Origin of the sequence: Actinomadura geliboluensis (assembly GCF_043197915.1) — a bacterium.
Taxonomy (GTDB): domain Bacteria; phylum Actinomycetota; class Actinomycetes; order Streptosporangiales; family Streptosporangiaceae; genus Spirillospora; species Spirillospora geliboluensis.
The window spans coordinates 257,960-281,610 of the sequence record NZ_JBICUA010000008.1 but is presented as its reverse complement, the minus strand read 5'-3'; the positions used below and the strand labels follow the sequence as shown (position 1 = coordinate 281,610).

Below are 23,651 nucleotides of genomic sequence, written 5' to 3'. Positions count from 1 at the left end.
GCCGCGGCACCCCGCGCCACATCACGGCAGGCCCCCGACTTCGGGGTATGCCCAGCACTACCCGCGCTCCGCACCCGGAAGGCTCGGCTACCGTACGCCTGTGCCGACCGACCCGCCGCCGACCGCGCTGGCCGCGATGGGGCGGCGCCGATTCCTGCTGACGGGCTGGCCCTGGCGCGCCGCAGCGTTCGCGCTGTCCACCGCGCCGGTCGCCCTCGCCGCGTGGGTGCCGCTGGCCGTGCCCGCGCTGCTGTGGCTCCTGGCGGCCTCACCCGGCGCGGGCCTGGGCGAGCGGGCGGTCTTCGTCGTCCTCGGCGCCCTGCTCGCCGCCGTGCTCGGGCCGCCGGTCACGATGCCGCTGGCCCGGCTGGAGCGGCGGCGCCTGCGGCTGGTGGACGCCCGTCCGGCACGGTCGGGCCACCGGCGCCCGCCCGCCCCCGGCTTCGGCCCGTGGCTCCGCACGCGCTGCGCCGAACCGGCGACCTGGCGCGAACTCGGCTACTTCCTGCTGGTGGCGGCGATCGTCCCGGTGCTCTACGCCGCGCTGCTCGCCGTGCTGGCGTTCCAGTTCGGCGCCGCCGCCGCGCCGCTGATCCTGCTGGGCGGGGACGGGCCGATGGCGCTCGGGCCGGTGAAGGTCGCCGCCCCGGCGGACGCGCTCCCGTACGCGGTCGCCGCGCTCGCGCTGCTGCCCGCCGTCCCCTACCTGCTCGCGCTCGTCGCGGGCGCGCAGGCCGCCCTGGCCCGGACGCTCCTCCAGGACGCCTCCGGCGGACGGCTTCACGCCGAGCTGGTCGAGGTCGAGCGCTCCCGGGCCCGGCTGGTGGACGCGTTCGACGCCGAGCGGCGCCGCATCGAGCGCGACCTGCACGACGGCGCGCAGCAGCGGCTCGTCTCGCTCACCATGAAGCTCGGGCTCGCCCGCATGGACCTGCCGCCCGGTTCCCCCGCGGCCGAGGGCGTGGCCGACGCCCACCGGGAGGCCAAGCAGCTCATGGCCGAGTTGCGCGAGCTGATCCACGGCATCCACCCCCGCGTGCTCACCGACCGGGGGCTGGCGGCGGCGCTGGGCGAGCTGGCCGACCGGTCGACGCTCCCGGTGGAGGTCGACGCCGACCTGCCCGGCAGGCCCCCGCGCCACGTGGAGGGCACCGCCTACTTCGCCGCCGCCGAGGCGCTCACCAACGCCGCCAAGCACAGCGGCGCCGCACGCGCCGCGGTGACCGCGCGGTGGGACGGCGGCGTCCTCACCGTGGAGGTCGCCGACGACGGCGCGGGCGGCGCCGACCCGCGCCTCGGCACCGGGCTGACCGGCCTCGCCGACCGGGTCGCGGTGATCGACGGCAGACTGCTGGTGTCGAGCCCCGCCGGGGGGCCGACCGTCGTCCGTGTGGAGCTTCCGTGCAGCCTGAGCGCACCGCCGTCCGCGTAGTCCTCGCCGAGGACGGCGCCCTCCTGCGGGAGGGCCTCGCCGGCCTGCTGGCCAGGTTCGGGTTCGAGGTGGCCGCCGCCGTGGGCGACGCCGAGGCGCTGCTCGCGGCCGTCGCCGAGCACCGCCCGGACCTGGTCGTCACCGATATCCGGATGCCGCCGGGCTTCTCCGACGAGGGCCTGCGCGCCGCCGTCGCGCTGCGCCGCGCCGACCCGGACCTCGCGGTCGTCGCGCTCAGCCAGTACGTCGAGCTGAGCTACTCCGCCGACCTGCTGGACTCCGGGACGGGCCGCCGCGTCGGCTACCTGCTCAAGGACCGGGTGGTGGACGTCGCCGACTTCGCCGACTCGCTGCGCCGGGTCGTGGACGGCGGCACCGTGGTGGACCCGCAGGTCGTCCGGCAGCTCATCCGCCGGCGCCGGGACCCTCTCGGCGAGCTGTCGCCGCGCGAGCGCGAGGTGCTCGCGCTCATCGCCGAGGGCTGCTCCAACGCCGCCATCGCCCGGCGGCTCGTCGTCACGGAGGCGACGGTGGGCAAGCACGTCCGCGGCATCCTCGCCAAGCTCGACCTGCCGCAGACCGACGACACCCACCGCAGGGTCCTCGCCGTGCTCGCCTACCTGCGCGGCCGCGACGCCGGGTGACCCCCGCGGCGGCTCAGGGGGCCATCGTCTCCCAGATGCGGACGAGCTGCTCGCAGACCTCGGTGATGTCGGTGATCGGGAGCTTGCCGGTCTCGCCGGTGCGGGCGCACCAGCGGAAGGTCGCCGACTCGCACCAGACGGTCAGGTCGCCCTGGCCGGACAGGACGGAGACGCCGAGCTCGTCACCCGGGACGAGGTCGTGCACGCCGCGCTGGACGAGCAGCGCGTGCAGGTCCCGCACGGCGTGCGGGCCGTCCATGCGCCAGTTGTGCCGGTGGCGGCGCGCGGTGCGCGGCAGGGGCAGCGCGAACCAGGTCGCCTTCCCCCGGACGGCCGGCGACCGGAGCCGGGAGCGGGACGGGTGGTGCCCCCAGCGGCCGCCGGTCAGCAGCTCGATGATCTCCAGGCCGCGGCCGTGTTCGAGCATCGGGCCGGCGGGCGCCTGCGGGCGCCAGGCGCGCAGCGTGTCGAACGCCTTGATGACCAGCTCGTCGGCGCCGCGCCCGTCCGCGCGCTGGTAGACCCAGAGTTCGGCGCCGGACGGGCCGTCGCCGGGGGTCGCGTGCTGTAAGACGTTCGTGGCCAGCTCGCTGACCATGAGCGTGATGTCGTCGGCGTCCTGGACGGCGAGCCCGAGCGCGGGCAGCAGGCCGGTGACGTGCGCGCGGGCGACCCGCGCGATCGTGTCGTCCCCGGGCAGGGGCAGTGCCGCGCAGCCGCCGTTCTCCAGCCTCCACGGAATCCCGCACGTCGCTGCGGCCTTCGTCATGACGCCCACCTCGGGTGGTCTTGGGAGACATTCGCAATTCAGACATTCGCGACCTGAACCTCAGAGGTTCGCAAGTCGCTATGTGTGAATCACAGATACAAGCTTCGCACATTTCTGGCCGCCGGACGCGGAACATCGCAAGGATCATGCGGTGACAGTTGAGACGTTCACCGATGCCCCCTTAAGCGCACAAACCACGTTCATGTTCGGGACGGCGGGAACGTACCGGCGGACCCGGGACGGGCGGCGCCCGCCGCTGTAGCGTGGACGGCGCCTGAGAGAGGGCCGCACACATGAAGATCCCCCAGGGGTGCAGCCCTGGGGGATCATGTGTGCGGCCCGGTCAGGGCCCGTACCGCGTGCTAGCGGTCGTACCGGCCGGCCCGCACGTCGCCGAGGAACGCGGCGAAGACCGAGCGGGGGACGACGTGCGCCCCCGCCTCGGGCGTCCTGCTGTCGCGCAGCCCGGTCGCGGTGCCGAGGTCGGCGACCTCGACGCATCCGCCGTTGCTGCTCGCGCTCGCGGCGGCCTTGAACCACCGTGCCTGAGAGAGGTCCATTTCACTCCAGCGTCGCGATGAGTTTCTCCAGGTGCTTCGCGGTGTCGGCGGGGCTCAGCGCCGCCGCGCGGATCTGCTCGAAGATCTCGTCATACGCCTCCACTCTGCTCGGATCGTCGATCTCCTGGATGTCGGCGTCGTTCTCGAGGAACACCATGGACGGCTCCCCGCACGGGAACCGGAAGATGTTGACCAGCGTCGACATGCCCGGATGCAGGCCGTCGGCGAAGCGCAGCAGCCGCATCTCGACGTTCGGCCTGGCGGACATGGCGAGCAGGTGGCGCAGCTGGGCGCGCCGGTCGCCGGGGTCGCCCCACTCGTACATCAGGGACGCCTCGGTGAGGACCGCGGTCAGCTGCGGCGCCGTGCCGTCGTCGCGGTCGAGGATCTGCTGGCGCCGCAGCCGGGCCCGCAGCGCCTGCTCCCGCCACTCCGGCGTCCGCGTCCCGGACGTGAGCAGCGCCTGCATGTACGGCAGGGTCTGCAGCAGGCCGGGCAGCACCAGCGGCATGACCACCCGGATGCTCGACGCGTCCCCCTCGTAGCCGGGGAACTCGTTGTCGAAGACGTCCGGGTAGTCACGCCACCAGGCCCGCTTCCGGGCGCGCGTCGCGAGTTCCTCGAGCTCGTCGAGGTCGCTGCCCTCGTAGATGCGCGCCAGGTCGCGGATGTCACTGAGCTCGGGCCGAACCCAGTTGTTGGCCTCGAACCGGCCGACCTTGCCCCGTCCCCAGTTCAGCCGGTCGCAGACCTGGTTGGCCGTGTATCCGGCCGCGACGCGCAGGTCCCGAAGGCGGCGCGCCAGCCCCCGCTTGGCAATGGTGGCGCCGTACGCCTCACTCATCGGCGCCACCTCCCTTGACATACGGCCGCCATCAGCATACGCCTTCCGAATTTGTGAATCACAGATCTGGCCGGATGAGGAAGTGCTTCACGAATCGCGGTCACGGGGCGGGCCTCACGATGCGGCCCTCACGATGCGGCGCGGTCGAACTCGCCCTTCCGCACACCGTCCAGGAAGCAGGCCCATTCGTGCTGGTCGAACACCGAGATCAGGTCGCCGGACGTGCGCAAAAGGGTCCATTCCCCGACAAAAGCGACTTCGATTCCGCCCTCGTCGCTCTCCGAGCGCTGCCAGTCGAGGGCGTCCGGATCGACGCCCAGCTCCGCCGCGGTCGGTTTCCTCATGCCGGCTTCCTCGCCACAGCGCAGTAGCCCAGCTGTGAGCCATCACTATCGGCCTCGTCAGGGTCCTCGGCGCCCCAGACACCGAGATGGCACAACTCCGCGGGCGCCCCCTCGTACGGCGGGACGATCTCCAGCCCGGCGAAGAACCGCTCGATCTCCGCGCGGGGCCGCGGGTAGGCGCCGCCGGACGACGACCTGGCGTACACCGCGGTCACCTGGTCCAGTTCCTCGCTCACCTGGCGGTCGCTGCTGATCGCGGACAGCGCCACGTAGCTGCCCGGCGCGAGCCTGCTCACGTACCGCTGCACGACCCCCCACGGGTCGTCCTCGTCCGGGACGAAGTGGGTCACCGTCACCAGCAGCAGCGCCACCGGCTCGGTGAAATCGATCATCGCGGTGGTCTCCTCGTGCCCGAGCAGGCCGTCCGGGTCGCGGAAGTCCGCCGTGATGAACGCCGTCCCCGCCACGCCCTCCAGCAGGGACTTCGCGTGGATCTCGACCAGCGGGTCGTTGTCGACGTACAGGACCCGCGCGTCGGGGGCGACCTTCTGCACCGCGTCGTGGGTGTTGTTGCCCGTCGGAAGGCCGGCGCCGACGTCGATGAACTGCCGGACGCCCTGCTGGGCCAGCCACCGCACCGAGCGCTGGAGGAACCCGCGGTTCGCCCACGCGGCGTCCTCCAGGTCGGGCATGTGCGCGCGGACCTTCTTCACGGCCTCGCGGTCGACCGTGAAGTTGGCCGAGCCGCCGAGGATGTAGTCGTACATTCGGGCCGGGCTGGGGATCGTGCTGTCCACCCCGGGTGGAGCCTGTTCGATGTCGCTCATCGCTTGGCCTCCATTGCCGCATCTTGTGATGCACGAATTATGAAGCAATTGGTCAAGACGAGGCGATGTCCCGGCCGGGCCCGCACCGGGCCGGCGGGGGTTCGGCGGCGCTCGCCTGGGCATCACCCGCCGAAGGGCCGAAAGGGGGGAACGACCATGAAGACCGCACCTGACCTCGCGTTGCGCCAGCTCACCATGCAATTCGTCGGCAATGCGACGACCCTGCTGCGCTGCGGGCCGTTCACGCTGCTGACCGACCCGAACTTCCTGCACCGCGGGCAGCGCGCCTATCTCGGGTTCGGGCTCACGTCCAAGCGGCTGACCGAGCCCGCCCTGCGGATCGAGGAACTGCCGCGGCTGGACGGCGTCGTCCTGTCCCACCTGCACGGCGACCACTGGGACCGGGTCGCCCGCGCGAAGCTCGACCGGGGCCTGCCGATCGTCACGACGCCGCACGCCGCCCGCCGGCTCCAAGGCTGGCACCGCTTCCGGCACGCGGTCGGGCTGCGCACCTGGGAGACGCACACGATGGTGAAGGACGGCGCGCTGCTCCGGATCACCTCGATGCCCGGACGGCACGCGCCCGGCGCGGCCCGCATGCTGCTGCCCCCGGTGATGGGCAGCCTCCTGGAGTTCGCTCCGGCCGCCGGCGACGTGCAGTTCCGCCTCTACATCACGGGCGACACGCTGATGTTCGACGGGATCCAGCAGATCGCCCGCCGTACCCGCGACATCGACCTCGCCGTCCTGCACCTGGGCGGGACCAAGCTGCCCGGCGGGCTCATCGTCACGATGGACGCCACCCAGGGCGCGGACTTGTTCGAGACGATCCGTCCCGCAAGGGCGGTGCCCGTCCACTACAACGACTACAGCGTTTTCAGCTCGCCCCTGGACGACTTCCGCCGCGAGATGGAACTCCGAGGCTTCGGCGACCAGGCGACCTACGTCGAACCGGGTCAGACACACACATTCACTCAGCAGACCGCCTGACGCGGCTCAGCGGCGCTCCCGTCTGCGCATGGCGTGGGCCAGGCGCAGCGGAAAGAGCGCGACGAGCGGGGCACGGCGGCCCATGTCGTCGGTGTCCTTCTTGTCGAAGGCCCGGGCGTAGCGCCGCGCCTCGGACGCGGTGCCGTACTCCTTCGAGCCGCCGGCACCGCAGCCGCGCGCGCACGTCCAGCGCATGGTGGCGCCTTCGGCCGTGAAGCGGAAGTCGTGCCCGAAGAAGCGGCAGGTCGGCATCGGTCATGCCTCCGGGTTCGCGTCGTGGTTCTCGGGCGGCCCGTACCGGTTGCTCGCGAGGGGGCGCGCCCGCCCCTCGTGGACGGCCTCGCGCAGCGCGGCGCGGAACCGTCCGGGACCCCAGTAGCGCGCGCCGACCACCTCGGCGAGCCGGGTGCGGCCGATCGGCCCGTGCTCGGCGAGCGCCTGCGCGATGGCGGTGACCTCGCGGTCCAGCGCGCGGTCGGCGCCGGACGCCCACTCGGCCGACCGGGCGGTCATCATCATGCCCGGCGAGTAGAAGGCCTGCCCCGGGCCGGGCAGGAACCGGCGCAGGCCCGCGCGGCGCTCCCGCTCGCGGCGCAGGACGCGGGCGCGGATGCGCTCGTCGCGCTCGCGCGCCGCCCGCTCCCGGTCCGCCGCCTCGGCGCGCTCCCGATCGGCCTGCGCGGCCGTGCCCGCCTCCGCGGCCAGCGACTCGGCGGCGGAGCGGTGCTGCGCGGCCTCCATCCGGTCGGCGGCGGACTCGGCCCGCATCCGGTGGACCTCGGCCCGCCGCTCGTGCGCGCCGGCCTCCTCCTCGTCGCCGTCGGCGCGGGCGGCGTGGGCGAGCGCCAGCTCGGTGTGCATGCGCTCCCATTCGGTGTAGGTCTGGGCCTGCTCCAGCACGATCTCGGCCTCGGTCCCGTCGAGCCCGGCGGCGCGCCCGCGGGTCTCGGCGGCCATCGCCCGCTGCTCGCCGGCCCGCGCCCGCTCGTCCGCCGCGGCGGCCAGCGCCGCGTGCAGCGCGGAGTTCTGCTCGTTCTCCGCGGCGAGGGCCTCGACCCGCTCGCGGAGCGCGCGGGCCCGCTCGCCGGCCGCCTCGGCGCGGCCCAGGGCGCTCGCCCGCTCGGTGTCGTCGCGGGCGCGCTCCGCGTGGGCCCGCTCCTCGTGGGCGGTGGCCTCCTCGGTGAGGCGTTCGGCGTCCCACTCGGCGATCTGCGCGAGGACCTCCTCGACGCGGAGCCGTTCGAGGGAGGCGGCGTCGCCCTCGGCCGCGCGCGGCCGCAGCTCGTGGACGGCGGCGCGGTGCTCGGCGGCGCGCGCCCGCCCTTCCTCGGCGTGCCGCCGCGCCTCCAGCGCCGGCCGGTTCGCCTTTTCGCCGCCGCTCACCGCCGGGGCCTTCTCGGACGGTTCGCCCTCCGCCCCCTCCGCGGTGAGCGGCCGGGCGATGGCCTCCAGCGACGCCTGCTCGGCGCGGACGCCGAAGAACAGCTCGGCGACGCCGCCCAGCGCCATGATGACGGCGCCGATGAAGAACCCGATCGCGACCTTCTCCGCGGCGCCGCTGTCGATCAGGTTGCCGAACAGGAGCGGGCCGGTGATGCCGCCCGCGGCGGTGCCGATCGCGTAGAAGAACGCGATGGCGAGGGCGCGGGTCTCCATCGGGAAGATCTCGCTGACCGTCAGGTAGGCGGAGCTGGCGCCGGCGGAGGCGAAGAAGAACGTCACCGACACCAGCGCGATGAACGTCCAGCTCGACAGCGCCCCGGTCACCAGGAACGCCCCGAGCAGGCAGGTCAGCGCGGCGGAGATGAAGTACGTCCCGGAGATCATCGGCTTGCGGCCGACGGTGTCGAACATCCGCCCGAGCAGCAGCGGGCCGAGGAAGTTGCCGAACGCGAACAGCGCGATGAAGTACGGCACCGCCCCGGACGCGACGTCGAAGTACTTGCTCAGGATCGTGCCGAGGTCGAACGTCACCGCGTTGTAGAGGAACGCCTGCCCGACGAACAGCGCGAACCCGAGCGTCGCCCGCTTCGGGTAGACCTTGACCGCGACCTGCGCGATCTCCCGGAACGGGATGGCCCGGCGCTGCCGCACCGTGATGCTCTCGCCCGGCTCGGCGAGGTCGCGGCCGGTCTCCGCGCGGACCTCGCCCTCGATGCGGTCGACGATCCGCTCGGCGTCCTCCTGGCGGCCGTGGATGAACAGCCAGCGCGGGCTCTCCGGCACGTGCCGCCGGACGATCATGATCGCGAGGCCGAGCACGCCGCCGATCCCGAACGCCAGCCGCCAGCCGAGGTCCTGCGCGAAGAACGAGGTGTCGAGCAGCAGCAGCGCGGCCAGCGCGCCGAGCCCGGACCCCACCCAGTAGCTGCCGTTGATCGCGAGGTCGACGCGGCCGCGGGCGCGGGCCGGGATCAGCTCGTCGATGGCCGAGTTGATCGCCGCGTACTCGCCGCCGATGCCCATCCCGGTGACGAACCGGCAGGCGAAGAAGTACCAGGGCGCGAAGGCGAACGCGGTCGCCACCGTCGCGGCGACGTAGACGGCCAGCGTGAGGATGAACAGCTTCTTGCGGCCGAACCGGTCGGTGAGCTGGCCGAAGAACAGCGCCCCGAGGCACGCGCCCGCGACGTAGATCGCCGCCGCGAGCCCGATGTCGGACGGGGTCATCGCGATGCCGCTGCCCGGCTCGGTGAGCCGCGCGGCGACGGAGCCGACGATGGTGACCTCGAGGCCGTCGAGGATCCAGACGGTGCCCAGGCCGACGACGATCATCCAGTGGAACCGCGACCACGGCAGCCGGTCCAGCCGTGCCGGGACGCGCGTGGTGATCGTGCCCAAGCGTGCGTCGGCGGTCATGCGCAGGCCCTTCCTCGCCGGTGCGGCGGTCGCCCAGTTGATCAGCGGTAGGGCTACCCGTCACCCGGTCGTCACACCTCGCCGCGCCCGGCGGCGCGCGCATAACCCGGGAAAAGCACCGCCCGATATCCGGAATGCCACCACAAAGCGATATCGGCCCACCGAGATCGCCCGGACTGGCTAATCTCGGCGCATGACCGGCACCTCCCCCGCGAACGGGCCGTCCGGCGACCGCCCGGCCATCGACTCCTCCGTCCCGCACACGGCGCGGGTCTGGAACTACTGGCTCGGCGGCAAGGACAACTACATCGTCGACCGGGAGCTCGGCGACCAGATCCAGGCGGTCATCCCCGGCATCGTCGCCTCGGCCCGCGCCGACCGCGGGTTCCTCGGCCGCGCCGTCGCCCACCTGGCCGGGGAGGCCGGCATCCGCCAGTTCCTGGACCTCGGGACGGGTCTGCCCACCGCGGGCAACACCCACGAGGTCGCGCAGGGCATCGCGCCGGAGTCCCGCATCGTGTACGTCGACAACGACCCGCTGGTGCTCACGCACGCGCACGCCCTGCTGACGTCCACCCCCGAGGGCGCCACCGACTACATCGAGGCGGACGCGCGCGACCCCGAGACCGTCCTGGAGCGGGCGTCGGCGACGCTCGACCTCTCCCGGCCGGTCGCGATCATGATGCTGGGCATCCTGAACTTCATCCCCGGCGAGGACGAGGCGCAGCGGGTCGTGGACCGGCTGCTCGCCGCCGTCCCGTCCGGAAGCCACCTGGCGATCGCCCACCCGACCGGGGAGGTCGAGGGCGAGGCCGCGCAGCAGGCGGTCGACATGAGCAACCAGGCCGGGGTCGCGACGATGCGGCTGCGCAGCCGCGCGGAGCTGGAGCGCTTCTTCACCGGGCTGGACCTGCTGGAGCCGGGCGTCGTGTCGTGCTCGCAGTGGCGCCCGGCGGTCAGCGGCCTCGACGGGCCGCCGAAGCCGGTCTACCAGTTCTGCGGACTCGGCCGGAAGCCCTAGTCACACGGATCGGCCGGGCGCCTCAGCCGCGGACGGGCCGGACCATGACGACCACCGGGTGGCCGGTGTCCGCCTCCGGCTTGCGGTCCCGCTCCTCGAACCCCATCCGCTCGTAGAAGCCGCGGGCCTTGGCGTTGGCCTCGAACACCTCGAGCCGTACCTCGCCGCGCAGCGCCGCCGCGTGCTCCACGAGCGCGCGGCCGGTGCCGTGCCCCTGCGCGTCCGGGTGGACGAACAGGCCGCCGATCTCGTCGCCGAGCAGGCCGAGCAGCCCGATGACGGCGCCGGACGCGTCCTCCGCGACCCAGTTCTCGGCCATGCGCAGGTAGACCTCCCGGACCTTGCGGGCGCGCTCGCCCTCGCCCTCCCCCTCGACGAAGGGGTGCGCGAGCTTGGACGCCCGCGACCACAGGTCCATCACCGCGTCCTCGTCGGACGGGCGGTAGGGGCGAATGATCAGTCCCGTGTCCATCCAGCGCACCCTAACCGACCGCCGCGGGCGGGACGCACGGGCGGGTTCTCCGCCCGCCGTGATCCCGGCCGCACCGGTCGTCTCGGCCGCGGTGGTCAGCGGATGGTGCGCCGGTACGTCCCGAACGGCCCGTCCTCGTCGGGGGGGGGGGGGGGGGGGGGGGGGGGGCCCCGGCGGCGGGGGGGCGGGGGGGGGGGGGGGGGGGGGGGGGGGGGGGGGCGGGCGCGGGGGGGGGGGGGGGGGGGGGGGGGGGGGGGGGGGGGGGGGGGGGGGGGGGCCCCCCCCCCCCCCCCCCGGCGGGGCGGGGGGGGGGGCCGGGCGCCCCCCCCCCCCCCCCCCGGCGACGTCCAGGCGGGTGTGGAGGCCGGTGACGTGCAGGACGCGCAGCACCTTCGGCTGCGGCCGGCGCAGGCAGAGCCCGTGCCCGCGCCCGGTCATCTCCTTGTGCGCCCACACGAACACGGCCAGGCCGCTGGAGTCGGCGAAGCTCAGGCCGGACAGGTCCAGCAGCAGCCGGTGCGGGTCGTGCGCGGCGATCACCGCCGCGATGTGCCGGCGCAGCGGTTCGGAGCCGGCGACGTCGAGCTCGCCCTCCAGGAGCAGCTCGACGGTCGTCCCGTCGAGGCGGGTGCCGACGGCCAGCAGCGGCGTCCCGTCAGGGCAGGTGAGGCCGATCTCGGCGGGCGGGTCGGGCGCGGTCGGGCGGGCGCCGGCGGGGCGGCGCCCATCTGCGGTGGTCACAGAGCCTCCAGAGGCAGGGGCGGATTCTCCGGGACCGGGCAGGGGTCAGGGGCCGGACCGAGGTGGAGCGAGCGGGGAAGAAGCGGGTCAGAGGGGCCCGATGAGGGGCCGGGGCTAGGGCGTGCCGTCCTTGAGGATCTCGGCGGCCAGATCGGCGACACGGCGGCGGGTGTTACGGGCCTGCTTGCGCAGCATGTTGAACGCCGCGACGGCGTCCAGCCCGTGGGTGGCCATCAGGAAGCCGATGGCGCGTTCGATGATGACCCGGTAGTCCAGCGCGTACTGCAGCTGGGTGGCGGTGGCGCTGTGCTCGCGGGACGACAGCGCCGCCGCCATGAGCTCGCTGATCAGCCCGGCGTAGGCGTGCAGCGCCGCGAAGTCGGAGTCGTCCCAGCCGTACGGCTCGGAGCGGTAGACGTTGAGCGTGCCGACCGGGCTGCCGCCCAGCAGCAGCGGCACTCCGGCGACGGCCCGCACCCGCTCGTCGAGCACGTCCACGAGCTGCGGCCAGCGGGGGTCGGAGCGGACGTCCTTGGTCGAGACGGGCCGGCCCTCGACATAGGTCTCGTAGCAGGGGCCCTGGCCGGCGCTGGCCTGGGCCTCCTCCAGGGACCGGCCGACCTCGTCGGACGCGGCCACGTACAGCAGCGCCTCGGAGTCGTCGATGAGCATTATCCCGGCGCCGTCGTAGCCGAAGAGCCGGTCCACCGAACTGACCACCCGCTGGAGGGCGCGGGCCACGTCCGAGTCGACGGGCGCCTTGCGCAGCACCTCCAGACTGGAGTCCAACGCGTCGGTGTCGATATGCATCATGCTCCACATCCTTGACTGCTTGCTGAGAGAACGGTGGTGAACGAGATGTGGAGGCACTACGGCAGGCCGTGGGCGCCGTCGCCCGCAGCCGGCCGCGCGGCCAGCCGGACCAGGAGGTCGGCCGTGGTCTCGGCCAGGTGCTCCCCAAGCGCGATCTGCCTGCTCGTCCATGGACATGGCGCGCACTGGTAGAAGTTCAGCGCCCCGACGACCTCGCCGCCGACGTGGACGGGGACCGCGAGGACGGCCCTGACCGGCGCCGCGGTGAGCGCCAGCCGCGCGTACCCGGGACGGTCGGGATGACCGTCCAGATCGTCCACGGCGACCGGGTGGTCGGCGGAGACGGCGTCCAGGGCGGGGCCCGCCTGAACGAGCTGCTGGGCGTACTGCAGGTTCAACCCTTCGGGAGTGGATCCGCCGACCGCGCGCAGCCCGCTCGGCTCGGCGGCCAGCATCAGGGCGGTCCCGTCCGCGCGGGAGATCACCGCCATCGAGCGCAGCGCGCCGGCCAGCCGGCCGGCGGCCTGGTGGGCGCCGTCACCGGCGCCGCGTCCGTTCGCCATGTTCCTCACCTCGGGCAGCATTGCCTGCTGATCCGCGGACACAGGGCGGAACTTTTGGTTCACCCTACCCGCTTCGCGGCGGTTTCCGTCCGCCGGTCGACACCGCGACGAGATCAGTCCAGCAGCCGGGGCTCCAGCCGTGCCTTGACATCCGCTCGCAAGGAACCTATAAGTGGAGTTGCAAGTTTCCTCTTGTACAAGGAGCAAGCGGGCCGGCGCCCGGCTCGGCGCCGGCGGTCCTCGGAGGTGATGTCATGTTGCTGACGTCGATCGACCCCTTCGTGCAGGAGTTCGAGCGACAGTTCGACCGGGCCGTCCGCCAGGCCAGTGCCATGGGCGGCGGCGCCGGCATGCCGATGGACGGCGTCCGCCGCGCCGACGACGTCGTGCTGCGGTTCGACCTGCCCGGCGTGGCGCCGGGCTCCATCGAGGTCACGGTCGACCGCGGCGTGCTGACGGTGACCGCGCGCCGCGAGGAGGAGTTCGGCGAGGACGAGCGGGCCTTCGTCCGCGAGCGGCCGATGGGCGCGTTCACCCGCCGGGTCTACCTGTCGGAGCACCTGGACGCCGAAGGCATCGAGGCCGCCTACGACAACGGCGTCCTCGCCGTCCGCATCCCCGTCCTGGAGCAGGCCCGGCCGCGCAAGGTCGCCGTCCAGCAGACGGGCGGCGGGCAGAAGGCGATCAAGAGCTGACCCGGCCGGCTCCGGACACGGCCCCGGACCCGCGACACCCCCCCGCGCGGGCCGGGGCCACCCCCGCCGGCCGTGCGCGCGGCCTGCGAAGGAGGAACCCCCATGCGCCTGCCGATCGATGACGAGCACGCCGCCCTGTTCACGGTGGGCCAGGTCGCGCGGATGCTGGACGTCCAGCAGGCGTTTCTGCGCCGCATCGACGACCAGCGGGTCGTCTCCCCCGAGCGCTCCTCGGGCGGCCAGCGCCGCTACAGCCGCCACGAGATCGGCCGCATCCAGGAGGTCGTCACGCTGATGGGCGAGGGCATGACCCTGCCCGCCATCCGGCGCATCTTCGAACTCCAGCACGAGCTGGCCGAGGTGACGCGCGAGCGCGACGAGCTCGCCCGCCGCCTCGCCGCCCGCGGCCGCGACGCCTGACCGGCCCGCGCGGCGCCTCCGCACCCGTACCGCCGCTGGATTCGCCCTGGTCAGACCGGGTAGGGCAGGCCCGTCACCCCGAGCGGGGCGGCGAGGGCGACTTCGGGGGGAGGCGTCGTGCGAGTGCGGTGGCGGCGGCGCGTGCGCGCGGCGCGCTGGCCCGCGGGCATGGGGCTCGCGGCCTGGCGCTGGCTGCGGACGTCCCGGCGGGTGCGGCGCCGCCGGCTCCGGACCGAGGCGGTCGCCGAGGTCAGGCGGATCCCGCGGCGCCCCGGCGACCGGGTGCAGGACGCGCGGCAGGGCGTCGGCCCGGTGTTCCAGCGGCGGTACGCGATCCGGATCGCCGGGAGCCCGCTCAGCCCGGCGGAGCTGATCACCAGGCTGGGCGCCGACCTCAACGCGGCCTCGCCCGTGGAGGTCGCCGTCTTCGACAAGACGTCCGGGGCCTCCCTGCCGCTGGAGGTGGAGGACGAGTACGTCGTCCACATGCCGGGGCCGTGGAACTGCCCGGTGCGGGTCGTGGAGCGCACTCCGGAGTCGTTCCGGTTCGCGACGCTGCACGGCCACCTGGAGGCCGGGGAGATCGAGTTCCGCGCCGTGCGGGACCCGGACGGCGGCGACCTCGTGTTCACGATCGAGTCGTGGGCGCGCAGCGGGGAGCGGCTGGCGGCGGTCCTCTACGAGAAGGTCGGCATCGCCAAGGAGATGCAGCTCCACATGTGGGCGCACTTCTGCGCCCGGGTCGCCGAGCTGTCCGGCGGCCGGATGGTCGGCGAGGTGGAGGTCCAGACGGAACGGGCGAGCGGCTCGCCCCCCGAGGACACCCTGGTCGCCCGCGCGGTCACCGCGGCGTTCAAGCACCCCTTCGCGCTCGCGGCCCGCGTGCGGAGCCGTCCATTGCATCCCGAAGGGCTCCTCTTCAACGCCACGCTGATGCTGCACGGAACGTCCCAGTACTGGGGAGTCCCCTTCCTGGACGAGCACACGGAGCTGCCGGCCGAGGTGCGGCTCTCCCGCGCCATGGGCCTCCCGCCCCTGATGCCGGACATCCTCGGCCTGGCCCTGCGCTGGCGGCAGCCGTCCGGCGCCGACGCGGAACTGCTGCTGGCCACGACCGGGCACACCCTGCTCGGCCGCCGCCTCCTCCATCTGAAGGCCGTGTGGAGCCCGGCCTTCTACGGCTCCCTGCTCCCCTACCGGGCCGGTGACCGCCGCCTCATCCTCGGCGCGGCCGTCTACCACTCGCCGTCCGTCCCGGCCGACCTGCGCTCCCTTGATCACGCCGTGCGGGACCGGCCGTTCTCGCTGACGCTGCTGGTGGCGACCGAGTTCGGCGGCTGGGAGCGGTTCGGGGAACTCCGGCTGCAAGGGCTCGCCTCCACCGAGGCCAGGCGATTCAACCCCGCGTACAACCCCGTGGAGGGCTTGGAGCCCGCGGGGCTGCTCCAGCAGGTGCGCGGCCCGACGTATGCCGCCGTCCAGCAGGTCTCACACGATCGTCACCTCCGCGAGGCGCCGCGATGAGGCCCGGGACACGGCGCCTGCGGCGGACGCGCCTGCAAGCGGGCCTGCACCGCCTTCCGCTGAACTTCGACCCGTCCCAGCACGACGTGCACAAGCCCGAGAGCGGCTGGGACGTCGACGACCGCCGGCAGCCGCTCCCTCCGGAGCCGCCCGGCCCGCCGGTGCCCGGCGAAAGCTGGCAGATCGCCCGCCTGCTCGTGCAGAACTACGCGTACGCCGACCCGGCCGTCATCCGGAGGATCAGTGGTTCCGGCCCGCCCGAGCCGGGCCGGAACATGCTGCTCGAAGGCCACTTCTACGGCCTGCGCTTCTACCTCGGGGTCCGCGTCGGGGAGGTCGTCGACGAGACCGTCGAGCTGGACGGGCGCCAGGTCCGGGTCTACGGCTGGAACTACCGCACGCTGAAGGGGCACCTCGAACGCGGCCAGATGGACCAGGAGGTCCGCAAGTGGCTCGACACCGGCGAGGTCGAGTTCCACATCCACGCGTTCTCGCAGCCGGCGGCCGAACCGCACCCCATCGAGCGCCTCGGCTTCCGCGTCTTCGGCCGCCGCACCCAGCTCAAGTTCTACGACCGGGCCTGCCGGCGGATGGAGCGGATGACGACCGCCGCCCTGACCGCCGACCGCCACCCCCGCCCGGCGGCCTGACACCGCCGCCCGGCGCCCTGACACCGCCGCGCGGGCGTCACGCCCGGAGGAACTCGTCGATCGTCCCGGTCTGCCCGAAGACGGCGTGGCCGACGTCCGGGAGCAGCTTCACCGTCGACTGCGGGACGAGCTCGTGGACGCGCCGCGCGGTCTGCCGCGAGTCGAACATGGCGTCCCGGGCCCCGACGATGGCGAGCACCGGCATGCGGAGGCCGCGCAGCGCGTCGTCTGGGAACACCGGGAGCTTCTCCCGGCGCGGGTTGAAGTGCGTGAACGTCAGGACGACGCCGTCGAGCACCTCGCTCCCCTCGCCCAGGCCCGTGACGGTCATCGCCGACTCCCGCAGCCCGCCGCGCCCGACCAGGCGGCCCGCCAGGGTCTTGAAGACCCAGCCGATCTTCTGCCGACCCAGCCCGCCGGGGCACAGCAGCGCCAGCCGGGTCACGCGCTCCGGCCGCCGGACGGCATAGTCGAGCGCCGTCCAGCCGCCGAGGGACGCGCCGGCGACCGCCGCGTCCGCGATGCCGAGGCCGTCGAGCACGTCGTCCAGCCACAGCGCGACGGCGTCGGTGCCGAGGACGGGACGCGAGGGCGCGCTCAGCCCCGGCTCGCCGACGAGGTCCACGGCGTGGGTGCGGAAGTGCCGCGACCACACCGGGACGTCGTCCCGCCACATGACCGCGTTCGCTCCCGAGCCGTGCAGCAGCACCAGGGGCGGCGCGTCCGGCGGGCCGGAGACCAGCACGAAGGTCTCGCCCTCGCGGGTCGGCACCCTGACCTGCTCGGCGGGCACCGGCCAGGCGTCCAGCGCCCGCTCGTAGTGGCCGAGCAGCTCGCGCCGCCCCGCCTCCGACTTGTAGATCACGCTCATGGCGTCCCCGCGAGCCGCGCGTCGAGCGCCTCCAGGTCCGGGACGAACCACACATGGCCGGACCTGTTCGACTCCCGCACCAGCGCACGCAGCGCCGAACTCCCCGCCATGTGCCCGGAGATGTCGCCGACGACCGCGAGCTTCACCCCGTACTGGACGAACTTCTGCATGAGGTCGCCCGCGAAACGGGTGCCCAGCGAGAAGAAGCGCACGTCCAGCCGGTTCGCGGGCACCGCCACCACCTCGGCGCCGAGGTAGGTCGCGCCGACCAGGTCGAGCCCGTCCTCCAGGGTGGCGATCAGCGGGCCGTCCGGGTCGCAGACCAGCACCTGGACCCCGGCCCGCTCCTGCACCACATCAGTCATCGCCGGCCTCCCGTCCGAGCACGCCGCCCTCGCCGAGCACGGCGTCGATCAACCGCAGCACCTCGGCCGTGGCCGCCGCGCCGCCGAGCAGCACGACCTTCAAGCGCTGCCCTTCCTCGTCATGGACGACCTGGATGTGCACCGGCTGCCCAGGGTCGGGCCCGCTCTGCGCAGCGCTCACGACCAGCGTGCCGAGCCGGTCCGCCAGGTGCCGGTCGACACCGTCGACCTGCACGATGCTCGACACCTCGACCCGCGCGGCGGACCGTCCGGCGGGCTCCGGCCTCCCGGTCAGCTCCTCCAGGCCGTCGCGCCCGATCCGGTACTGCTTGCCGATCCGGACGGCCTTGAGCCGCCCTTCCCGGATGTACCGCCGCACCGTCCGCACATGAAGCCCGAGAAGGTCCGCGACCTCCTCGACCGAGTACATCTTGTCGTCCATTGACACCTAACATACGCCACGAAGGGAGCAATAGGGAACTTTAAGACCGCCGTCGTCAGCTGAGCCGGCCGGTCTGCCAGGCCCAGGCGGCGATCTCGACGCGGTTACGGACGCCCAGCTTGTGCTGGATGCTCGCGACGTGCGTCTTGGCGGTGCCGGGCGTGATGGACAGCTCGGCGGCGATCTCCGCGTTGGTGCGGCCCCGCGCGACGAGCGTCGCGACCTCGGCCTCGCGGCCGGTGAGGCTGCCGTCGTCGGCGCGCGGGCGGGGCGGGGCGAAGCGGCGCAGCAGCCGGGTGGTGATCGTGGGGCTGATGAGCGCGTCCCCCGCCGCGGCCGCGCGGACGCCCTCCACCAGGAGGGTGGGGCCGGAGCGCTTCAGCAGGAAGCCGCAGGCGCCGTCGCGCAGGGCCGTGTACACGTACTCGTCGAGGTCGAAGGTCGTGACGACGAGCACCCGGAGCGGATCGGGCACGCCGGGGCCGGCCAGCAGCCGGGTGACCTCCAGGCCGTCCATGCGGGGCATCCGGATGTCCGCGAGGACGACGTCGGGACGCAGCCGCCGGGCCAGGTCGACGGCGGCGGCGCCGTCGACGGCCTCCCCGACCACCTCCATGTCGGGCTGCGCGTCCAGGATGATGCGGAAGCCGCCACGGACGTCATCCTGGTCGTCGGCGATGACGATCCGAGTGGTCATGGCGGCGATCGTAGTGGGATCAGGGCGATCACCCGCCAGCCCCGATCACCGGCGGGACCTGCCCGGAAGTCGCCGCCGAGGGCCTCGACGCGCTCGGCGGTCCCCGGGAGCCCGAGGCCGCCGCGCCGCCGTTGGCGCCGCCGGCCCGTGCGGCCTCCAGGGCCGTCGTCGGTGACGGCGACGCGCAGGTGCGGCCCGGTCGCGGTGACGGAGACCTCGACGGCGGTCGCGCCCGGGGCGTGCCGCCGGACGTTCGTCAGGGCCTCGACGACCAGCCGGTACGCCGTCGCCGCGACCTCGGGAGGAGGGGTGACGTCCTCCATCGTCAGCCGGGTCCGGGCCCCGTCCGACGTGCTGAACCGGTCTACCAGCGCGGGCAGTTCGTCCAGGCCGTGGGGGCCGTCGCGGGGGCCGTCGTCGTGGAGCATGTGGACGGTGCGGTCCAGTGACGCCATCGCGCGCGCCCCGGCCGCCTCGATCCGCCGGAGCGCCGCCGCGGTGTCGCCGCCGAGCTGCGCGGCCTGCGCCTGGACGATCATCCCGCCGACCTCGTGCGCGACGAAGTCGTGCAGGTCGCGCGCCAGGTCGAGGCGCTGCGCGCGCCGCGCCTCGGCCACCGACCGGGACCGCCGCGCGTCCAGCGACCGCAGGTACAGCCCGGTCCCGGCGGCGACCGCCGCGCCGAGCCCGCAGAACAGGCAGCCGAGCACCGCGCCGCGCGGGCTCGCGGGCGGGACGACGTGCAGCGTCAGCCGCAGCGGGAGCACGGTCACCGCGACGGCGGCCGCCACTCCCGCGAGCGCGGCGGGACGGGCGTCCGCGCGCCGCACCACCAGATGGAGGACGACCGCCGCCGCGACCGACTCCGCCAGCCACCAACCGGCCGTCCGGTTTCCGGCGGGCCCCTGGAAGGCCAGGGTCGCGGCCAGCGAGCCGGCTCCGGCCGCGCCCGCGATCGCGCTCGGCCGGACGTCCGGAAAGGCGAGCATGAGGACCAGCGCGGCGCCGGTCAGCCAGGCCGACAGCGTGATCAACGGCCCCACGCCCGGTGTGCCCGCGGCGGCGGCCATCGCGAGGGCCGCGATCAGCGCTCCGGCGGTGAGGGCGCGCGGGCGCCTCTGCCGAACGGACGAGGTGCCCGCCGCGAAGATCTGCCGAACGGTCGATGCCCGTCCGGGGCCATGATCGCGAGGCTTGTCCCCATGAACGGTCACAAGCGAATCGTACGAACCGGGCTGGCCGCGGCCGCGGTGGCCTGCCTCGCGGGCTGCGGCATCACGGCCGAGGCGGCGCTGGCCGGCGCGCCGTCGGCGTCGTCCGGCAACGCGCTGCTGCGCGCCGACACCGACCGCGACGGACGGCTGTCACCCGCCGACGACGCCCGGCGCGGAGCGTGGACGGCCACGCGCGGGGCGATCATGTTGCCGAACCTCGACGACGACGCCTCCCGCTGCCCGACGGCCGGTGCGAACGGCAAGCGGCTCACCGACGCCGCGCTGGCGGCGTGCAACGACGCGTCCGACACGGTGGTGAACGGCGCGGCCGACGCCGCCGACCTGGCACCGCTGGAGATCCCGGCGATGAAGGGCGTGTCCGGTTCCGCGCGGGCGGCGCTGCATCCCGACGCCCGGTCGCGGAGCAAGGTGCGGATCTTCGTCGAGCGCGGCGGGCGCCTCACGGCACTCGGCGCGGACGGCGCGATCACCGCGGAGGAACTCCGCCACGGGGTACGGCTCGCGGTCGAGGCCCGCGACGTCGTCCGCGACCCGGCCGTCTGGTCCGGGTTCAGCGACCTCACGCTGACGGTCGCCGACGGCGGGCGGACCCGGTCCGACAAGGTGCGGCTGCGCGTGGCGCCCGTCCTCTTCCAGCACGACCTCCTCCCCCTGGACCGCGCCGTCGTCGCGAACCCCAAGGCTCCCGTCACGCTGGAGAAGGGCAAGGCCCCCGACAAGCCCGTCAAGGGCCAGGAGGCGTACCGGCGCGACCTGCGGCGGGCACTGGACGCCGAGGGGCTGCGCAAGCCGTTCATCGAGTCCCCGGCCGGGGGCGACCAGTGGATGGGCGACATGTTCAAGGCGGGCTACGCGTCCATGCCGGGCCCGGGCGGCAGGGAGCACCGCATCGTGGTGAACCTCAGGTCCCCGGCCGTGACCCCCGACTTCCCCGCCCGCGACCGCCCGCTGCGGGACGCGTCCCGCCCGGTGTTCACCATGATGCGCGGACCGGGCGTCGCGGGGATCCAGGAGTTCGACGCCACCGCGGTCGACCGCCCCGACGACAACCTGTACTACGGGTCGGCCAGTTCGAGCGGCAACTTCGGGACGATCCCGCCGTACGGCAAGTACCGCACGGGCCGGATCGTCTACGGCGGCGAGGGCAAGTTCACCCCCGACGCGAAGTTCGTCCGGATGCTGGAGGCGCAGGGCCACCAGGACCCGATCGCCGTCGACACGAGCTGGCTCGGCGTGGGCCACATCGACGAGTTCCTCCACTTCGTCCCCCGGCGCGGCGGCAAGGGCTGGGCCATGGTCATCGCGGACCCGCGGATGGGCATGGACCTGCTGAAGAAGGTCGCCGCCACCGGCGGCGGAGGGCAGCGGCTGGTCGAGGGCGTCGCCCCGTCCAACACGCAGTTCCCCGGCCTCACGGTCGCCCAGGCCCTCCGCAAGCCGGAGCTGGTGAACGGCACCCGCATCGCGGCGGCGGGCGTCGACCGGGCCCTCCGCCAGTTCCGCGAGAAGGCCGGGATCACCGAACGGGACGTCATCCGCGTCCCGGCGCTGTTCGCCAAGATCGACCTGCCCGGCGACTACCCGCGCAAGGACCTGACCGTCACCTACCTGCCGGACGCCGCCAACGGCATCAGCACCGGCACCGGCGGATACCTCGCCCCGGCCCAGCACGGGCCACGGCAGGGCGGCCAGGACGTCTTCCAGCAAGCCACTGAGCGGGCACTGGGCACGGCAGGCGTCCGCGTCCACTGGATCGAGGACTGGGACTACTCCCACTACGTCGGCACGGCCGGCGGCGACATCCATTGCGTCACCAACGTCCAACGCAACCTGGCCACCACCACCCCCTGGTGGCACTCCACCCGCTAAGGGGCGTTCAGGCGGGGGTTTGTCGGGGGCTGGGTGGGATGTGCCATAGGTGTACGGCGTTGTCGGAGCCTGCGGTGGCCAGGGTTTTGCCGTCGGGGCTGAAGGCCACCGAGCGGATGGTGCCCTCGTCGCCGCCGATGCGGTCGCCGTGGGGTTTGCCGGTGGCCACGTCCCATAGCTGCGCTGTCTGGTCTGAGCTGCCGGTGGCCAGGGTCTTGCCGTCGGGGCTGAACGCCACCGTGTTGACGTCCTCCGTGTGGTTGATGAAGGACTGGGGGAGCTGTGTGCGGGTGGCCACGTCCCACAGGCGCACATCGTCCTGCTTTTTCTCACCGGCACCGGCCAGCAGCTTGCCGTCGGGGCTGAACGCCACCGCGAGGACGCCGTTGGTGTCGCCTGTGATGTCGCGGGCGCGGGGCTTGCGGCCTGATACGTCCCACAACACCACGTCGTAGGCGTCTCCGGCCAGGATCCTGCCGCGCGGGCTGAACGCGATCGAGTCGAAGGTGCCGCGTTGTTCGAGGGGGCCGCCCATGGGTTTGCGGGTGGACGCGTTCCGCAGCAGGAGGGTGCCCACGTCGGCGGTGGCCAGCAGCTTGCCGTCCGGGCTGAAGGCCACCGCCCTGACGGGGTCCTCGTGTTCGGTGAGGGGCTTGCCGATGGGTTTGCGGGTGGCCACGTCCCACATGCGCACGGTCTTGTCCCGGCTGCCGGTGGCCAGGGCCTTTCCGTCGGGGCTGAACGCCAGCGACGTGACGTCCTTCTCGTGGCCCGTGAGGGGTGCGCCGAGGGGTGTGCGGGTGGCGACGTCCCACAACCGCACTGTGCGGTCGTCGCTCGCGGAGGCGAGGATCCTGCCGTCCGGGCTGAACGCCACCGCGTTGACGGAGAGGCTGTGGCCGGCCAGCGGCTGCCCGATGAGGAACGGTGCGGTGGGAGGAGGCGATTTGCGGGGCCGTCCCGTCCCGTTCTCCTGGGTCGCTAGGTAGCCGACGGGGACGGCCAAGGCGAGGGCCGCGATGCCCGCGGTGACGAGATAGGTGCGGCGGGAGAGTTGCGGGAGCGGCGGGACGGCGGCAGGGTCCGGGACCGGTGGGGCCGGCCGGGTGACGGCGGGCGCGGCGGCTGTCTGTCCGGCGAGGGCCGCGAGGGCGGCTGCGGCGGCCTTGGCGGTGGGACGCTGCCGGGGATCGCGGCGCAGCAGGTCGTGCAGGACCGGCGCCAGCCGCCGGGCACGCTGGACGGGAGCCGGATCGCCCCGGGCGATGGCCAGCAGCAGCGCCGCCATGGTGCCGCCGCTGAACGCGGGACGTCCCTCGACGGCGGCGTACAGGGTGGCGCCCAGCGACCACATGTCGGACGCGGCGGTCGCCTCCCGGTCGTTGACCTGCTCAGGAGACAGATAGGCGGGGGTGCCCAGCAACGCGCCGGTGGCGGTGAGGGTGGTCTCGCCGGGGATGACGGCGAGCCCGAAGTCGGACACCACGACCCGCCGTCCCTCCAGCAGGATGTTGGCGGGCTTGATGTCGCGGTGCACGATCCCCGCCTCATGCGCGACGGCCAGCGCCTCCGCGATCTGCGCGCCGATACGCGCGGCCTCCGCGTCGTCCAGCGGGCCGTTGTCGCGGAGAAGGTCGGCGAGGGAGCGGCCCCGCACCAGCTCCATGACGATCCAGGGCAGGCCGTCGTCGTCGTGGAACTGGTCGTGGACGGTGATGACGCCGGGGTGCTTGAGCATCCCGACCGAGCGCGCCTCCCGCTCCATGCGCGCCACCAGTTGCTCGCGCTCCCCGGCCTCCAGGCTCAGGGGGAGTTTGAGCTGTTTGAGCGCCACGTCCCGGCGCATCCGCTCATCGTGCGCGCGCCAGACGGCGCCCATGCCGCCCTCGCCCAGCACCTCCAGCAGCCGGTACCGGCCGAGCACGACCTTTCCCACGTCCCGTGTCACAGCGGCACATTAGTCACACCGAGCCGTGCCTCGATAGTGCCCCGCGCCCCTTGGTG

General features: G+C 73.8%; 25 protein-coding genes and 1 pseudogene. 9 read left to right on the top strand and 17 right to left on the bottom strand.

The genetic code is table 11. The features are described from left to right. The first annotated feature begins 100 nt into the window (after positions 1–100). Both ACGFI1_RS26190 and ACGFI1_RS26185 read left to right on the top strand, forming a co-directional pair. Positions 101–1,432, top strand: coding sequence for a sensor histidine kinase (locus ACGFI1_RS26190; protein WP_392788733.1), 1,332 nt, complete (start codon positions 101–103; stop codon positions 1,430–1,432). Next, positions 1,402–2,076: a response regulator gene (locus tag ACGFI1_RS26185; protein WP_392788730.1), complete on the top strand. Its 675-nt coding sequence runs from the start codon at positions 1,402–1,404 to the stop codon at positions 2,074–2,076. Before ACGFI1_RS26190 ends, ACGFI1_RS26185 begins: the two co-directional genes overlap by 31 nt. A gap of 13 nt (positions 2,077–2,089) precedes the next feature. Here the strand turns inward: ACGFI1_RS26185 and ACGFI1_RS26180 are convergent, their stop codons facing one another. The 5 genes from ACGFI1_RS26180 to ACGFI1_RS26160 form a co-directional block, all read right to left on the bottom strand. Beyond that, the gene (locus ACGFI1_RS26180; RefSeq protein ID WP_386872182.1) at positions 2,090–2,845 is read right to left on the bottom strand and encodes an ATP-binding protein; all 756 of its coding nucleotides are present in this window, start codon (positions 2,843–2,845) and stop codon (positions 2,090–2,092) included. Between the two features lie 362 nt (positions 2,846–3,207). Further along, positions 3,208–3,405 (bottom strand): DUF397 domain-containing protein, encoded by a 198-nt coding sequence (locus tag ACGFI1_RS26175; RefSeq protein WP_138639815.1) that lies wholly within the window; start codon positions 3,403–3,405, stop codon positions 3,208–3,210. Between the two features lies 1 nt (position 3,406). Continuing rightward, positions 3,407–4,249 (bottom strand): helix-turn-helix domain-containing protein, encoded by an 843-nt coding sequence (locus ACGFI1_RS26170; RefSeq protein WP_386872180.1) that lies wholly within the window; start codon positions 4,247–4,249, stop codon positions 3,407–3,409. Between the two features lie 128 nt (positions 4,250–4,377). After that, positions 4,378–4,593: a DUF397 domain-containing protein gene (locus ACGFI1_RS26165; RefSeq protein ID WP_138639817.1), complete on the bottom strand. Its 216-nt coding sequence runs from the start codon at positions 4,591–4,593 to the stop codon at positions 4,378–4,380. Beyond that, positions 4,590–5,420: an SAM-dependent methyltransferase gene (locus tag ACGFI1_RS26160; protein ID WP_392742512.1), complete on the bottom strand. Its 831-nt coding sequence runs from the start codon at positions 5,418–5,420 to the stop codon at positions 4,590–4,592. The genes ACGFI1_RS26165 and ACGFI1_RS26160 overlap by 4 nt, the downstream gene beginning before the upstream one ends. 156 nt (positions 5,421–5,576) lie before the next feature. Between ACGFI1_RS26160 and ACGFI1_RS26155 the strand changes: the two genes are divergently transcribed. Further along, a complete protein-coding gene (locus ACGFI1_RS26155) occupies positions 5,577–6,410 on the top strand; it encodes an MBL fold metallo-hydrolase (protein WP_392742510.1) in 834 nt (277 codons plus the stop codon). Between the two features lie 6 nt (positions 6,411–6,416). Here ACGFI1_RS26155 and ACGFI1_RS26150 read toward each other — a convergent pair whose 3' ends face one another. Then, positions 6,417–6,662 (bottom strand): hypothetical protein, encoded by a 246-nt coding sequence (locus tag ACGFI1_RS26150; RefSeq protein WP_386872174.1) that lies wholly within the window; start codon positions 6,660–6,662, stop codon positions 6,417–6,419. Positions 6,663–6,665: 3 nt separating this feature from the next. Next, positions 6,666–9,269: an MFS transporter gene (locus ACGFI1_RS26145; protein ID WP_392788727.1), complete on the bottom strand. Its 2,604-nt coding sequence runs from the start codon at positions 9,267–9,269 to the stop codon at positions 6,666–6,668. A 193-nt stretch (positions 9,270–9,462) separates the two neighbouring features. On the opposite strand from ACGFI1_RS26145, the gene ACGFI1_RS26140 reads away from it, so the two are divergent. Next, positions 9,463–10,290: an SAM-dependent methyltransferase gene (locus tag ACGFI1_RS26140; protein WP_392742502.1), complete on the top strand. Its 828-nt coding sequence runs from the start codon at positions 9,463–9,465 to the stop codon at positions 10,288–10,290. A gap of 22 nt (positions 10,291–10,312) precedes the next feature. Here the strand turns inward: ACGFI1_RS26140 and ACGFI1_RS26135 are convergent, their stop codons facing one another. The 4 genes and pseudogenes from ACGFI1_RS26135 to ACGFI1_RS26120 form a co-directional block, all read right to left on the bottom strand. After that, positions 10,313–10,762, bottom strand: coding sequence for a GNAT family N-acetyltransferase (locus ACGFI1_RS26135; RefSeq protein ID WP_386872168.1), 450 nt, complete (start codon positions 10,760–10,762; stop codon positions 10,313–10,315). Positions 10,763–11,116: 354 nt separating this feature from the next. Then, positions 11,117–11,503 (bottom strand): annotated as a pseudogene (locus ACGFI1_RS26130) (STAS domain-containing protein); the annotation flags it as partial. 114 nt (positions 11,504–11,617) lie between these two features. After that, entirely contained in the window at positions 11,618–12,316 is a 699-nt protein-coding gene (locus tag ACGFI1_RS26125; protein ID WP_386872164.1) for a GAF domain-containing protein, read from the bottom strand. Between the two features lie 56 nt (positions 12,317–12,372). Continuing rightward, positions 12,373–12,879, bottom strand: coding sequence for a GAF domain-containing protein (locus tag ACGFI1_RS26120; RefSeq protein WP_392742493.1), 507 nt, complete (start codon positions 12,877–12,879; stop codon positions 12,373–12,375). A 254-nt stretch (positions 12,880–13,133) separates the two neighbouring features. Between ACGFI1_RS26120 and ACGFI1_RS26115 the strand changes: the two genes are divergently transcribed. From ACGFI1_RS26115 to ACGFI1_RS26100, 4 genes are all read left to right on the top strand, one after another. Next, the gene (locus ACGFI1_RS26115; protein ID WP_392788723.1) at positions 13,134–13,574 is read left to right on the top strand and encodes an Hsp20/alpha crystallin family protein; all 441 of its coding nucleotides are present in this window, start codon (positions 13,134–13,136) and stop codon (positions 13,572–13,574) included. A 102-nt stretch (positions 13,575–13,676) separates the two neighbouring features. Next, on the top strand, positions 13,677–13,994 hold the full coding sequence (locus ACGFI1_RS26110; RefSeq protein WP_392742490.1) for a MerR family transcriptional regulator: 318 nt from the start codon (positions 13,677–13,679) through the stop codon (positions 13,992–13,994). Positions 13,995–14,111: 117 nt separating this feature from the next. Beyond that, complete coding sequence (locus ACGFI1_RS26105) at positions 14,112–15,518, top strand: DUF1990 family protein (RefSeq protein WP_392788720.1); 1,407 nt, start codon at positions 14,112–14,114, stop codon at positions 15,516–15,518. Next, positions 15,515–16,168 carry a DUF1990 family protein gene (locus ACGFI1_RS26100; RefSeq protein ID WP_392788718.1) on the top strand — a complete coding sequence of 218 codons (654 nt, stop codon included), beginning with the start codon at positions 15,515–15,517 and terminating at the stop codon, positions 16,166–16,168. Before ACGFI1_RS26105 ends, ACGFI1_RS26100 begins: the two co-directional genes overlap by 4 nt. Before the next feature lie 37 nt (positions 16,169–16,205). Here ACGFI1_RS26100 and ACGFI1_RS26095 read toward each other — a convergent pair whose 3' ends face one another. Genes ACGFI1_RS26095 through ACGFI1_RS26075 form a run of 5 tightly spaced genes read right to left on the bottom strand, consistent with a single transcriptional unit; the run spans position 16,206 to position 19,757 of the window. After that, positions 16,206–17,039: an alpha/beta fold hydrolase gene (locus ACGFI1_RS26095; protein ID WP_392788715.1), complete on the bottom strand. Its 834-nt coding sequence runs from the start codon at positions 17,037–17,039 to the stop codon at positions 16,206–16,208. Further along, positions 17,036–17,404, bottom strand: coding sequence for a DUF4180 domain-containing protein (locus ACGFI1_RS26090; RefSeq protein WP_138641176.1), 369 nt, complete (start codon positions 17,402–17,404; stop codon positions 17,036–17,038). The genes ACGFI1_RS26095 and ACGFI1_RS26090 overlap by 4 nt, the downstream gene beginning before the upstream one ends. Next, on the bottom strand, positions 17,397–17,846 hold the full coding sequence (locus ACGFI1_RS26085) for a helix-turn-helix domain-containing protein (protein WP_205719636.1): 450 nt from the start codon (positions 17,844–17,846) through the stop codon (positions 17,397–17,399). Before ACGFI1_RS26085 ends, ACGFI1_RS26090 begins: the two co-directional genes overlap by 8 nt. 55 nt (positions 17,847–17,901) lie before the next feature. Then, positions 17,902–18,543, bottom strand: a complete 642-nt coding sequence (locus ACGFI1_RS26080; protein WP_392788711.1) for a response regulator — start codon at positions 18,541–18,543, stop codon at positions 17,902–17,904. Beyond that, complete coding sequence (locus ACGFI1_RS26075; RefSeq protein ID WP_392788709.1) at positions 18,540–19,757, bottom strand: sensor histidine kinase; 1,218 nt, start codon at positions 19,755–19,757, stop codon at positions 18,540–18,542. Before ACGFI1_RS26075 ends, ACGFI1_RS26080 begins: the two co-directional genes overlap by 4 nt. Here ACGFI1_RS26075 and ACGFI1_RS26070 point away from each other — a divergent pair. After that, positions 19,746–21,647 (top strand): protein-arginine deiminase family protein, encoded by a 1,902-nt coding sequence (locus tag ACGFI1_RS26070; RefSeq protein WP_392788706.1) that lies wholly within the window; start codon positions 19,746–19,748, stop codon positions 21,645–21,647. The two genes, ACGFI1_RS26075 and ACGFI1_RS26070, sit on opposite strands and share 12 nt — an antisense overlap. Positions 21,648–21,654: 7 nt before the next feature. On the opposite strand, the gene ACGFI1_RS26065 is transcribed toward ACGFI1_RS26070, so the two are convergent. Beyond that, positions 21,655–23,595: a WD40 repeat domain-containing serine/threonine protein kinase gene (locus ACGFI1_RS26065; RefSeq protein ID WP_392788703.1), complete on the bottom strand. Its 1,941-nt coding sequence runs from the start codon at positions 23,593–23,595 to the stop codon at positions 21,655–21,657. Between the last annotated feature and the right edge of the window lie 56 nt (positions 23,596–23,651).

Excerpts from the sequence above, each read along its gene's own strand:
- ACGFI1_RS26180 (WP_386872182.1), bottom strand. The coding sequence starts at position 2,845 with ATGACGAAGGCCGCAGCGACGTGCGGGATTCCGTGGAGGCTGGAGAAC.
- ACGFI1_RS26175 (WP_138639815.1), bottom strand. The coding sequence starts at position 3,405 with ATGGACCTCTCTCAGGCACGGTGGTTCAAGGCCGCCGCGAGCGCGAGC.
- ACGFI1_RS26170 (WP_386872180.1), bottom strand. The coding sequence starts at position 4,249 with ATGAGTGAGGCGTACGGCGCCACCATTGCCAAGCGGGGGCTGGCGCGC.
- ACGFI1_RS26165 (WP_138639817.1), bottom strand. The coding sequence starts at position 4,593 with ATGAGGAAACCGACCGCGGCGGAGCTGGGCGTCGATCCGGACGCCCTC.
- ACGFI1_RS26160 (WP_392742512.1), bottom strand. The coding sequence starts at position 5,420 with ATGAGCGACATCGAACAGGCTCCACCCGGGGTGGACAGCACGATCCCC.
- ACGFI1_RS26155 (WP_392742510.1), top strand. The coding sequence starts at position 5,577 with ATGAAGACCGCACCTGACCTCGCGTTGCGCCAGCTCACCATGCAATTC.
- ACGFI1_RS26150 (WP_386872174.1), bottom strand. The coding sequence starts at position 6,662 with ATGCCGACCTGCCGCTTCTTCGGGCACGACTTCCGCTTCACGGCCGAA.
- ACGFI1_RS26145 (WP_392788727.1), bottom strand. The coding sequence starts at position 9,269 with ATGACCGCCGACGCACGCTTGGGCACGATCACCACGCGCGTCCCGGCA.
- ACGFI1_RS26140 (WP_392742502.1), top strand. The coding sequence starts at position 9,463 with ATGACCGGCACCTCCCCCGCGAACGGGCCGTCCGGCGACCGCCCGGCC.
- ACGFI1_RS26135 (WP_386872168.1), bottom strand. The coding sequence starts at position 10,762 with ATGGACACGGGACTGATCATTCGCCCCTACCGCCCGTCCGACGAGGAC.
- ACGFI1_RS26125 (WP_386872164.1), bottom strand. The coding sequence starts at position 12,316 with ATGATGCATATCGACACCGACGCGTTGGACTCCAGTCTGGAGGTGCTG.
- ACGFI1_RS26120 (WP_392742493.1), bottom strand. The coding sequence starts at position 12,879 with ATGGCGAACGGACGCGGCGCCGGTGACGGCGCCCACCAGGCCGCCGGC.
- ACGFI1_RS26115 (WP_392788723.1), top strand. The coding sequence starts at position 13,134 with ATGTTGCTGACGTCGATCGACCCCTTCGTGCAGGAGTTCGAGCGACAG.
- ACGFI1_RS26110 (WP_392742490.1), top strand. The coding sequence starts at position 13,677 with ATGCGCCTGCCGATCGATGACGAGCACGCCGCCCTGTTCACGGTGGGC.
- ACGFI1_RS26100 (WP_392788718.1), top strand. The coding sequence starts at position 15,515 with ATGAGGCCCGGGACACGGCGCCTGCGGCGGACGCGCCTGCAAGCGGGC.
- ACGFI1_RS26095 (WP_392788715.1), bottom strand. The coding sequence starts at position 17,039 with ATGAGCGTGATCTACAAGTCGGAGGCGGGGCGGCGCGAGCTGCTCGGC.
- ACGFI1_RS26090 (WP_138641176.1), bottom strand. The coding sequence starts at position 17,404 with ATGACTGATGTGGTGCAGGAGCGGGCCGGGGTCCAGGTGCTGGTCTGC.
- ACGFI1_RS26085 (WP_205719636.1), bottom strand. The coding sequence starts at position 17,846 with ATGGACGACAAGATGTACTCGGTCGAGGAGGTCGCGGACCTTCTCGGG.
- ACGFI1_RS26080 (WP_392788711.1), bottom strand. The coding sequence starts at position 18,543 with ATGACCACTCGGATCGTCATCGCCGACGACCAGGATGACGTCCGTGGC.
- ACGFI1_RS26070 (WP_392788706.1), top strand. The coding sequence starts at position 19,746 with ATGAACGGTCACAAGCGAATCGTACGAACCGGGCTGGCCGCGGCCGCG.